Source organism: Mucilaginibacter rubeus (assembly GCF_003286415.2).
Taxonomy (GTDB): Bacteria; Bacteroidota; Bacteroidia; order Sphingobacteriales; family Sphingobacteriaceae; genus Mucilaginibacter; species Mucilaginibacter rubeus_A.
The window spans coordinates 1,756,780-1,769,628 of the sequence record NZ_CP043450.1 but is presented as its reverse complement, the minus strand read 5'-3'; the positions used below and the strand labels follow the sequence as shown (position 1 = coordinate 1,769,628).

The following is a 12,849-nucleotide window of genomic DNA, read 5'->3' as shown; positions in this document are numbered from 1 at the left end:
ACAACCATGCCGGCAACATTTGTTTTTTTATTAAAAGTGAACATAGCCCTGCTATTGTTTTGTGCGGGCTATTACCTGGTGCTAAGGCCCCTCACCTTTTATACGCTTAACCGTATTTATTTGCTTGCGGCCATCCTGTTTGCAAGTATTTACCCGCAAATCAACTTTTCGGCCTTTGTGCAGCGGCACGAAGAATTGGCCAAACCGATTGAGCAGATAGTCATCAACTGGCAGTCGCCGGCCCAACTGGTAAACCAGCCGGTGCAAACATTTGATTACTGGTATTGGTTGAGCGTAATTTTCTGGGCGGGCGCAGGCTTGCTCTTCATCCGCCTGGCCCTGCAGCTGCTATCCTTATTACGATTGTATAAAAATTCCAAACCTCAATACATAGGCGAACATTTGGTTAGGGTGATGGACAAAGACGCGGCGCCATTTTCTTTTTGGCGGAGCATTTATGTAAACCCTGCTAAACATGAACCCGCCGACCTGAAATCGATCCTGCTGCATGAGCAGGTGCACGTAAACCAGTGGCATACTGCTGATATTTTGCTGGCAGAGCTTAGCAGTATCTTCTACTGGTTTAACCCGGGCATCTGGCTTATAAAAAGGGCTGTACGCGAAAACATCGAATTTATTACCGACCGCAAGATCCTGAAAAATGGGATCGACAGTAAAGCGTACCAGTACAGTTTGGTGAATGTGAGTTTCAATAACAGCCAACCCAGCATTGTAAACCATTTCAATATTTCAACCATAAAAAAACGGATAATCATGATGAACGCGAAGAGATCGTCGAAACTTAACCTCACCCGCTACGCTTTTGTAGTGCCGGCCGTTATGGCCTTGTTACTGGTATTCAGCATTTCAAAAGCTGATTTTGCCAAACCTGTGAGGATCACCCTTGCCAATGCGGTACAGCCCCTGGCCAGGATCATTAATATTAACCCCGACGAGGTTGTTAACACTGATATTAAACCCGCCAAAGCTTCCAAACCTGCGTCAAAAACAAAAACTCCAAAAGCTGCGGCCGCTCCTACGCCGGCAGCGCTACCCAAAGTTGCGCTAAGTCCGTCGACCGCTGTAGCGCCATTGGCGCAAGCCGACACCAACAAAAGGGCAAAAATAATGGTAGATGCGGTTAGAAAAGACTCGTTGATATTTGTGGTAAACGGCGCGGTATCGACCGGCAAAAACCTCGACCCAACAAAAATCGACAACGTGTATATACTTACCGGTGATAGGGCCCGGAAATTTGCAAAAATTGAGGATGACAAGCCTGTTAAAGTGGCCTATGTAATCACCAAGGACGCGCCCAATAAAGAAGAGCTCGAAAAAGAAGTAGCAAAAACCAGGGTGATTAGCAAAATTGTTACTACCAATGTAAGCGGCGATGCAGTTATAGCCGACGACAATGTTAATGCAATAACCATTGTTCCGGATGATAAAAAAGTTGATGTAAAAAATCTTAAAAATGTGGTAATAGTAAAAGGTATCTCCAGTTCGGCAAATGCGAGCAGCATTAGTACTGTAACCGTAAATGGGGTAAAAGCAAAACCTTCTACATTATCGTACAGTGTAAGGTCTGGCGATGCTGCTATGGTGGCCAGTGGCGGAGATGTGGTTGTTACCGGTTATGGCAAAAAAGCAAACATCAAGGCGCTAAATGTAAACGGGATGAGCATTGTAACCAATGGCGATAAAGATCCACTAATATTGATAGACGGCAAAACCAGCACCATGGAGGCATTTAAAAAGCTTGACCCGAATAAAGTGGAAAGCATTTCGATACTTAAAAGTGATGATACCGCCAAAAAGTACGGCGATAAAGCCAAAGACGGCGTCGTAATAATCACTACCCACAAAAAGTAAATGATTGATTTGAGCCTGGGTTTTTCGGAGATCAGTTTATAGTTAATCTCGTTCTTTATACCGCTCTATAATCAACCAGGTAAACATACTCAACCAGCTAACTGGCTTCGGCCAGTTTTTCCGTTTCCAGCAGGTTGAGTAATGCTTTCTCGGCAATATTAAGTTCGGCAGCTTTTACATCTTCGCGTTCATCAAGCTGGCCGATGTATTTAAAAATGGTTCCCTCCTCATAACTTTTAATAACCGATGGGTGCACGTAGTACTTTTTACAAACAGTACGCGTGTTCCCAAGGTTTATAGCCACCTCGTCCAGCACACTTACTATCTTCTTTTTGCACTCAGTTATGCTATCAAACTCGCCTGCTTCCTTAAAGGCATATAATGCGCTCACACTGCCCGCCCAGGTACGGAAATCTTTTGCCGTAAAATCTTCGCCGGTTATTTCATGCAGATAACTATTGATATCGCCGGAGCCAACACTACACCGCGTTCCATCCGCATTATAATATTGAAAAAGCTCTTTTCCGGGGATATCGCGGCATTGTTTAACTAACCGGGCCAGCTTACGGCTTTGTAATGATACTTTATGAAATACACCTTTCTTGCCTTTAAACTCAAACAGCAGGTTAGAACCGTCAACCTTCACATGCCTGTTTTGTAAGGTAGTTAAGCCAAATGAACCATAAAGCTTTTTGTACGACTCATTCCCTACCCTGATGCTGGTTAATTCCATTAATCTTACCACCAAGGCCACTACCTTTTCATGACCGAGGTTATGCCTTGCCAGGTCCTTATCTACCTGCTCCCTGATTGCAGGCAAATGAGCCGCGAAAGTTTGCATGCGGTGATATTTGGATTGATTACGGATCTGGTTCCAATGCGTGTGATAACGATATTGCTTACGCCCGGCGGCATCAGTGCCGGTAAATTGCAAGTGACCGTTTTCATATGGTGAAATCCAGACATGGGTATAAGCCGGGGGAATCACCAGTTTATTGAACCTTGTTATCAGCTCCTTATCTTTTACAAGAGCACCATCCGCATCATAATAGCTCCAGCCTTTGCCTGATTTTTTGCGGGTATAACCCGGCGATGAATCAGATACATAACGCAGGCCAACTGCCTTTGCCGTGATCTTAGGATCGCGGCCAATTTTTTCGAGCTTTTTAAGGAGACGGTTCATGTAGGGATAACATGCCGAGTGGGGATTAAGTTTTAATTAGAGATTTATCATATGGAGATATTTCGGAACATCTTTCCAAAACCTGCAAACGGAAAAGGGATGCACAAAGTGCATCCCTTTTCCGTTTAATAAAATCGTGTCATTGAGAGGTACGAAGCAATCGCATGCTATACAGGGCGACCGTACAGAGCGGCTATGCTTCCGTGCGATTGCCACGCTGCGCTCGCAATGACATGGTTAGACTTTGATAATCGGTGGTTTACTACTTCAACACCGAAACTGCTCTATTAGCCTCGCCAACGCCCCAAACGGTGCCGGGCTTATCCCCCATGGTAATTACCAATTCGCCGCCTTGCATAACATCAGTATGTTGGATGTACGTTTTAGTGTAATTAGCGCCATTTAGCGTCATGGCCTGGATGTATTTATTTTTAGGGCCATTGTTTTTTACTACTACATGGAATTTCTTATTTCCCTGCAATTTTAGCGTAGCTTCATTTACTACCGGACTACCAAACACATATAAACCATTGGCCGGGTTAACCGGGTAAAAGCCAACTGCCGATAATACATACCAGGCCGACATCTGGCCGACATCCTCGTTCCCAATAATACCATCCGGTTTATCTGTATAAAAGTCATCAAGGATAAATCTTACTTTCTCGGCCGTTTTCCATGGTTTGCCTGAATAAGCATAATAATAGCTCATTGGGTGACTTGGTTCGTTACCGTGTGCATACTGACCAATCAAACCTGAAACATCCGGCGATTTAAATTTGCCCATATCGCCCTGAGCGATAAACAATGAATCCAACTTAGTATTAAACTTATCAACGCCGCCCAGCATATCAATCAAACCTTCCACATCCTGCGGAACAAGGAAAGTGTACTGCCAGCCGTTGCCTTCGGTAAAATCGCCGGTTTCGTGGATAGAAATGAATGGACTATAAGGTGTACGCCATGCATCCTGCGATAAACGGCCACGCATGAAACCAGCTTTGGCATCATAGTAGTTTTTGTAGTAGGCGCCACGTTTGCTGAAATAAGTATAGTCTTCAGTTTTGCCTAATTTTTTGGCTACCTGTGCAAGGCTCCAATCGTCAATAGCATATTCAAGCCCCATCGAAACCGATTCGCGACTGCTATCTGCCGGGATATAGCCATATTTTTTCACGTATTTGATACCACGATCATCGCCCATAGCGGTGGTTTTCATGGCTTCGTAAGCTAAGTTAGCATCAAAACCCTTGTAACCTTTCAATAACGCATCAGCAACCACCGGTACAGCGCTGTAACCTACCATACAGTTGGTTTCGTTGGCCATCAAATGCCAAACAGGTAAGCTGCCCTGCTGCTGGTAAATAGCCAGCATAGAGTTAATCATATCATTCACATGCTCCGGGTGAATAATGGTTGACAGCGGGTTGTTTGAACGATAAGTATCCCATAACGAAAACGTGGTTACATTATTGAAACCTTCATTCTTGTGTACCTTTTTATCAGTTCCCCAGTATTCGCCGTTTACATCATTAAAAATAGACGGCGCAATCATGGTATGATAAAAAGCAGTATAAAACTTCTTCATTTGCGACAATGAATCAGCTTTGATAGTAATTTTTTCTAATTGCTTATTCCAGGCAGCATCCGCATCGGTAACAACTTTATTGAAATCCCAGCCTGGTATCTCGGCTTTGATGTTCAGCATAGCGTTCTCAGCGCTTACCGGCGAGATACCTACTTTAGCATAAACAACCTCGCCTTTGGTTGTAGCAAAGCTGATAACACCTTTTACTTTTACGCCTTTCAGTTCGGTACCTTTTACGTTGGCAGTGCTGTCATAAACCGCGAATGTTTTGATAGGCTTAGAGAAAACCGCCGTAAAATAAATACGCTGATCATTTGCCCAGCCTTTTGAAAAACGATACCCGCAAATGGTATTCTTATCAACCTGTTTAATGAAGGTTTCCATTGGCCTGTCCCAGCCGATACCTTCCTGCAGATCGATCAGGATATGTGCATCCTTTGATGCCGGGAAGGTGTATTTGTGCATCCCAACGCGGGTACTGGCGGTAAGCTCAACGCCGATATCATATTTTTTAAGCTTTACTTTGTAGTAGCCAGGTTTTACAACCTCATCCTTATGGCTAAACAACGATACATAACCGCTTTTTAAATTTTTATTGCTGCCTTTGTACACATTGATTGGCCCGGTTGTAGGCATGAAGGAGATATCACCCAGATCACCAATGCCCGTACCGCTTAAGTGCGTATGCTGAAAGCCGATGATAGTAGAATCGGAAATATGATAGCCAGAACACCAGTCCCAGCCCTCAGAAATATTGGTTGGGCCTAACTGCACTGCACCAAAGGGAACGCTTGCGCCCACAAAAACGTGCCCATGGAAACCCGTACCGATGTACGGATCGACATATTGCGTTAAACCGCCGGCCTTTTTCATTGGCTGCGATTGATGCCTTTGTGCGTGGGAACTTAAATTAACCAGGGCCAGCAAGCCGGCAAAAACGAGTTGTTTTTTCATTCTTTATTTTAGATGATGGTATTGAGGTTTATATTGCCTGCAAAGTAAACCCCAATACTTAATAGATTATTAATAAACGCTTAATTCGGCTACGGCCATGCCATTACCTGCAATTACATGCGCGGCTTCAAATTTAAAATATCTCGCCGTCACTTCCTGCTTCAATACTACAGGCTGCTCAATCGGGTTCGATTTGATATTTGAAAATTCGCCCGAAGCCACCTTTTCCCAGGTTTTGCCATCATTGCTGATGTAGAAAACGTAACTGTCAACAATGCCGGTCGCCTGTTTATCCTGCCTTGGCAAATAGCCAAATGCCTTTATCTTTTGCTCCTTACCCAGATCAACGCTGATTTGCTGCGGGAATTGCGCATCTTCTTTTTTCAGGGTAGCGTAAAGGCTGCGTGTATTTTCATCAAAAGCGTTTTCTGCTTTGCTCCACTCGTCACCGGCAGCAGTGGCATCCAACACCTTCCAATCGCCTTTGGCATAGCCGAATGATACATAAGTACTCTCGCTTTGCTGATCTTTACCTTCAAAACTGCGGGCCTTTACAGTACCACCTTCATTAAGCGTAAAAGGCTTGCTATAAACCGGCGAACTTGACGTTGGCTCATGCCCATCAAGCGTATACCGAATGGTGCTTACCGGCGCTTCTGTGGTGATGCTTATTTCGCCTTTTTTATTACGCGATATTTTTGGCGCGGTCAAGTGAACCGGCTCTTTATAAATTCCGAAATCGCTCAAGGCAATAGCTACCGGCGATGCGGTAACGCGCAGCCTTAACTTGCTTGCTGTTATGTTCTGAGTTAAACGAATCAGCCTGTTACCACCAATGCTGGTAGCCTCTCCTATCTGCTCCCATTTGCCATTCAAATACGCATCTACAGCAACTGCCTCAATACGCTGACCAAGCTTGATATTCTCACGCAAGCGGATCACATTAAATGTTTTTGGAGAATGCAGATCGATGGTTAAAGTTGGCGTGGTTACTTTATCATCCGTAGCCCAATAACTGTAACGGCTATCATCCAACAAAAACTGCGGACCAAACTTAGCTTTGTTACCTCCACGCACATTACTTGCAGTCAGTGTCGCGCCCTTGGCCAGGTTAACCGCAAATGTTTGCTTAAGCAGGTTGCCAAACTCGGTTAACGATTTCACATCAATCTCGTTAATAATACCACGCGGATCAGGCGATAAACCCAGATCAAGCGCCGCGCCACGGCCTACGCTTTTGTAATACAGATCAAGCAAGGTGTAAGGTGATTTCACACCTTCATCCTGCGTTTTGTGATAAAACCATCCGGGACGTAATGACACGTCACATTCGGCAGGCATCCAGTACTTACCGTTGCGGGTGCCTTCCGTTCCTTCATAATCTTTCACATAACCATTAGCCGGAACCTTACCTTCATCCGGCGCATGAGGTGTATAGGTAGCCCAGCAGGTTTCCCCTGCATGGCCTTCCTCATTACCTACCCAGCGCACATCCGGGCCAACATCACCAAACAGCACCGCGTTTGGTTGCAGTTTGCGTGTAATGCCCCAGGTTGTATCCCAGCCGTAGTAAGTTGAGCGGTCAATTTTTCGTACTTCACGCTTGCCTCCATAGTAGCCGTCACCACCATTGGCGCCGTCATGCCATGAAATAAACAACGGGCCATAGTTAGTATATAACTCTTTCAACTGCTCACGATAGATCTTTACATATTCCGGCGTACCATAATATGGATTGTTTCTGTCCCATGGCGAGCAGTATACCCCAAGCTTCATGCCCAGTTTATCGCACGCTTCGCGATATTCTTTCAGCATATCGCCCTTGCCATTTTTATAGGGGCTTTTGGTGATATTATGTTCAGTAGTTTTAGTTGGCCAGATACAAAAACCATCGTGATGTTTAGCCACGACCACCACCCCCTTAAAACCGCCGGCTTTTGCAGCAGCTACGATCTGCATAGCACTAAACTGCGACGGGTTAAAAATCTTCGGATCCTCATCACCAAAACCCCATTCTTTGTTGGTATAAGTATCCACCCCATAATGGATAATGCAATACATTCCGGTTTCCTGCCAGTTGAGTTGTCCCTGCGTAGGCAATACACCATAAGGTTTCGGGGCCGTTTGGCTAAAGCCATTTAAACCGGCTGTAAGTAACAACAAGGCAATGCCTGTAAACTTCTTCATAATTGGTTATTAGTTTTTGAACCATGATGCTGGCACATCCTGTGGGGCCGAGCCATTAACACTATATTTTAGCAGCAACTTAAAGCCGCCGCCACCTTCAATAAAATCAAGCTTAAATGGATGCGCACCCATTTTAAGGGCAACCTGTCCGCTGCGTTCCTGTGCCGAGTGGTTACCGTCGTTATCTACAACGGTTTTATCGCCAATGTAAAGCACCCCACCGTCATCGCAGGTTAAATAGAAACTGTAAATGCCATCGGTTGGCACATCAATGTAACCTTTATAAGTAATACCAAACGATGGGGCTTTAACCGTAGCAGGTACTTCTATCTTATCGGTACTGAACGTGCTATCAACTTTTGCATTTTGCATCAAAGCTGTTTTTTTGAAGAACGCTTTGTAATAAGTAGCGGTAAGTCCGGGTTTTGGTGGAGCAATTTTTACCGGGCCAAGCATTTGCTGCTGGGTATAGTTCAGGTTATATACGTCGCCACGGGTTCCGGTTGGTGTAAACGCGGCAACCCTTACCAATTCTGATTTGGAGATAGTTAAAGGCGATGGTAATACCGGCGATTTTGTATCGGGCAAAGTACCGTCAGTAGTATAACGGATAGTAAGGCCTGGCAATGGAGATGTAATGCTTAGCTTACCTTCCTTAGTGAAAACATACTGATTAAGCAGATTTGGCAGGTCCGGCAAACGATAGTTAATTTTCAGGGCATCCATCCTCTTGTATTGCTCTGTCAAACGCTGCAAATACGAATCATATTCACTTTCCTGGTGTGTCCACAGCATTTCAGACAAAGCAGTCATGCGCGGCATATACATATAATCGGCACGCTTTTCTGACGGGATCATCTCCGACCAGAGATTTGCCTGTGCACCAATAATTGATTTGGCTTCCTCAGCATTCAGCACTTTAGGTACCGGGTTAAAATGATAAACCCTGCTAACAGAATACTGATCGGGCTGATTGTCAAAGTAAAGTGGTTCACCGGGCGTCATGATCACCGTGTTGCCGTTCTTTACCGCTTTAACAGGGGCGTCTGGCACCCAAGTACGCCAATACATGATAATAGCCGTTGGACTAATACCACCTTCAATTACCTCATCCCAGCCAATTAATTTGCGCCCTTTAGAGTTAAAAAACTTCTCCATGCGGTTAATGAAATAGCTATGCAAGCCAGCCAAATCTTTAATACCCTCTTTAGCCATTAAAGCTTTACAGGCCTCTGATTTACCCCAGTTGGTACGGTCAACCTCATCACCGCCGATGTGGATATATTTAGACGGGAAAATCTGCATGATCTCGGTAAATACATTCTCAGCAAACTCAAAAGTGGTTTCGTTACAAGGGCAAATTGGTTTGGTAAACAGTTCGCCCCATTTATTTTCGCCATCGCAGGTTAAAAACGGATATGAGTTAATAGCCGCCATCATGTGCCCTGGCATATCAATTTCCGGAACAATATCAATATGGCGTGCAGCAGCATAAGCTACTACGCCTTTCATTTCATCCTGTGTGTAAAAACCACCGTACAAGGTTTTACCATCTTTTTGGATGATATGTTCCTTATCGATCACAAAATCAGGATTATCCTTAGCCTTTTTTATACAGGCAGAATCCTGGTTATTGAACGTGCGCCAAGCACCGGCTTGGGTAAGCAATGGATATTTTTTTATTTCGATACGCCAGCCCTGATCGTCAGTTAAATGCAGGTGCAGCTTATTCATTTTGTACAAAGCCATCCTGTCGATAAACTTTTTCAGGTAGCTTACCGAGAAAAAGTGCCTTGATACATCCAGGTGCATCCCGCGCCATTCGTAAACAGGTGCATCTTCAATAGCCACAACCGGCAACGACAATTGCTTTTGTACCACACCCGCTTCAACACCAACAGGCAATAATTGACGGATGGTTTCTACTGCGTGAAATACGCCGGCCGGGTCTTTCGCCCTAATAACTACCTGCTCTTTAGTTACACTCATGCGGTAGGCTTCGGGAGTAGTTATGCTTGCGTCGTAAACCAGGTTGATAGCATGGGCTTTCTTTACCTTACTTACCTCAATTGGCTTACCCAAACCCTTACGCAACAGGTCTTTTAACGCATAAGCTTCGGTATTAAAAGCGTTGGAAGTAACAATGCTGGTTTTAGCTGTAATGGTAAAAGAACCTTCGCCTGCGGTTAGTTGTGCAGGATAAGGTATCAACGGGAATTTTGCCGTTGTTTCCTGGGCACTAACACTGCCTGTACAGGCAAGCATTAAAGCCGCTAATGACAAATATTTTGTGATAACTTTCATTTTCTTCTGTCTGTTATTATTTGTCGATAGATATGGTTCTTTCCGCGATATTCCAGCCGCCAATGGTTACAGCAAGATTTTTGTCTGCTCCCGGGTTGTGATCGATCACAACCTTTTTGGTTTGGCCAGGCAACACAGTCACATAGTTATCGCTGTAAAACGCCGGAAGGATACGTTGCTTAGTATCAGCATTAACTAACGATAAACGGTTAAAGAATGCAAGCGCACCGTTACCTTCATTAGTCAGGGTAACTTCAACCTTACCATTTTTCAGGTATTTTGCGGTAGCACCTAAATTGCCTTTAGGCATTTTTTGCAAGCCCGAAAAATCGCCGTTTGCATCAGGTAGCCAGTAAATATTTTCGCTGATCACCTCTTTATCTGATTTAAGCAGCTGCAGGCAAAGGAATACGCCTTTATCCTTCGCTTCTTTCTCGATCTCATGCTTAAGCGACAGGTACCTTTTAGTGGTGGTTGGCGTTACATCGGCAAAAACCTGGGTTAATACCTTCTCCTTGCCATCCATATCATAGGTTTTGGCAACCAGCAGCATGTTACTGTGTGTTTTAAAAGTATTATTAGCCACCATCACCATACCGTCTGTTTGGTTATACATAATGTGCAATGGCTCGCTACCGCTATGTAAACCGTACAAACAAGCGTTAGGGTCAAGGTAATAATCATACATTTGACCGCGCATGGCCGTCCATGGGTTTTGGGTTTTCCAGATGATGGTACCGGTATACCAATCCCACATATGTGAGCTAAAGCCTTCCATCAGGGCACGGTACTGATCATAGTTTACCAATTGGGCTTTAGTGGCAAAATCCTCAACATCTTTGGCTTTGCCATATTTATCAATAAAGCCATCGTAGCCAATGTATTTGTGATACTCCCAAACCGGATCTGTTTTGGTTTTGCCGGTTGATGCATCAAATTCAGGTACAACCATATTTTCGGCGGGAATAAAACGCTTTAATGATTCATAGTCGCTTACACCAACCGAACCCACTTCTGAATTGAACGGATAGGTTTGATGATCCCAGAAAGTTGTAAGGCTTTGGACACCATAAGGCCCATCACCATTGCCGCCCTGTACATTGCGCGACATTTCTTCGGAGTTTGAATACGGGATAAACCACCGGGTATTATCCAATTTAGGCATAATGGTATCACGCAGTGCCGCGAAGATATCCTCTGGCGGAGTGATCTCATTACCACCACACCAAATGGCCAGCGACGGGAAGTTACGCACCAGTTTCACCTGATCGGCTACTGATTTTAAATACAGATCATGATCATCAGGATATTTACGGCGGGTCCATTGGTCATCGAGTTTCATCGGATCAGTCCAACGGCCGTTGCAATCGCCCGAGCCCCACATATCCTGGAAAACCAGCATACCATATTTATCGCAGGCCTCATAAAATTCAGGGCGTTCAATTAGCGCGCCGCCCCAAACACGAATCAGGTTCAGGTTCATATCACGGTGAAAACGAACCTCGGCATCATAACGGGCATCACTAAAGCGCAACATCTGATCGGATATGATCCAGTTTCCGCCTTTAATAAATATTTTTTGACCGTTTATGTTAACCTGGCGGCTTTGAGTTTTGTTATTCCATTCGGTAGTGATCTGGCGTACACCAACTTCAATGCTTTTTTGGTCGGATACTTTACCACCAGCTACAAACTGCAGGTTAAGTTTATACAAATTTTGCGGACCATATCCATTTGGCCACCAAAGCTTAGGGTTTTTCAGGCTGTAATCGGTCAGTTTAACTTCCTGCTTTGAATTGGCTTTTAAAGTAACCTGTTGCGATACCAGTTTACCATCTAAATTATATTGCAAAGCGCCGCTAACTGGTGCGCCGGTAGCGTTCTCAACCTCGGCAGATACCTGTACAATAGCTGGCTGCTGCACACCCTCCGGCTGACGAACACCCGGCACAAGCGTAACCACATGAGGATCTTTGATAACTACCGCGCCGGTGTGCTCAATAGTTACTTTATCCCAGATGCCGGTATTGCGGTCGCGGATAGGCTGGATCCAGTCCCAGCCTGCGGTATATTGAATACCTACACCACGTGCAATAGTGCCATCGCCACCCTGGCCACCGTTGGGGTTACCCACAACATCCGGAGGATACACGATAACCGCCAAACGATTGTTTCCGTTTTTGCTCAGCCATTTTGTAATGTTATAGCTCTGGCGTAAAAACATACCTTTATGCAGCTTGCTGTTCAGTTTATGTCCGTTCAGGAAAACATCACAGCTATAATTTACACCACGAAAGTTGAGGTAAGTTTGGTTGCTGCCTGTTGGCGCTGTTTCTTTAAAGTCTTTGGCAAACCAATAGGTATAATAATCGCGGCCTACTTTATAAATGTCGGGGATCTTTTCGTTATTCATCCCATAAAAAGGATCCGGGACCTGCTTATTGGCAAGCTGAGTGGTTAACACGGTACCGGGAACAACTGCCGGGTTCCATGCAGCCAGATCATAATTAGTTTGAGATATAACAGTGCCATTATCCTTAACACTATTCATTGAGGTTGATTTCCAGCCGCTGTTTAGCTCATAGCTGGTTTGCGCCTCCGCGTTTTGATAAACGCCTGAAGCAAGGATAGATAATGCTACCGAAAATTTAAACAATGCAGATCTGCCTGCAGAACGGGTTGTTGTCATTTATTTAGATTGGATGAATGATCAAAATTAAAAACTGCCAAATCATTTTAGCTGTAAAAACTTGGCTATATTATG

6 protein-coding genes are annotated in these 12,849 nt (G+C 44.6%); 1 reads left to right on the top strand and 5 read right to left on the bottom strand.

The features are described 5' to 3' along the window. Positions 1-6 precede the first annotated feature (6 nt). Positions 7-1,872: a M56 family metallopeptidase gene (locus tag DEO27_RS07215; protein ID WP_112571702.1), complete on the top strand. Its 1,866-nt coding sequence runs from the start codon at positions 7-9 to the stop codon at positions 1,870-1,872. A 97-nt stretch (positions 1,873-1,969) separates the two neighbouring features. On the opposite strand, the gene DEO27_RS07210 is transcribed toward DEO27_RS07215, so the two are convergent. From DEO27_RS07210 to DEO27_RS07190, 5 genes are all read right to left on the bottom strand, one after another. Further along, a complete protein-coding gene (locus DEO27_RS07210; RefSeq protein WP_112571705.1) occupies positions 1,970-3,055 on the bottom strand; it encodes a DNA topoisomerase IB in 1,086 nt (361 codons plus the stop codon). A 262-nt stretch (positions 3,056-3,317) separates the two neighbouring features. Then, complete coding sequence (locus tag DEO27_RS07205) at positions 3,318-5,594, bottom strand: GH92 family glycosyl hydrolase (RefSeq protein ID WP_112571707.1); 2,277 nt, start codon at positions 5,592-5,594, stop codon at positions 3,318-3,320. A gap of 69 nt (positions 5,595-5,663) precedes the next feature. Then, the gene (locus DEO27_RS07200) at positions 5,664-7,781 is read right to left on the bottom strand and encodes an alpha-L-fucosidase (RefSeq protein WP_112571709.1); all 2,118 of its coding nucleotides are present in this window, start codon (positions 7,779-7,781) and stop codon (positions 5,664-5,666) included. Positions 7,782-7,790: 9 nt separating this feature from the next. Continuing rightward, complete coding sequence (locus DEO27_RS07195; protein WP_112571711.1) at positions 7,791-10,085, bottom strand: family 20 glycosylhydrolase; 2,295 nt, start codon at positions 10,083-10,085, stop codon at positions 7,791-7,793. A 16-nt stretch (positions 10,086-10,101) separates the two neighbouring features. Further along, a complete protein-coding gene (locus DEO27_RS07190) occupies positions 10,102-12,774 on the bottom strand; it encodes a glycoside hydrolase family 2 protein (protein WP_112571713.1) in 2,673 nt (890 codons plus the stop codon). Positions 12,775-12,849: the final 75 nt, after the last annotated feature.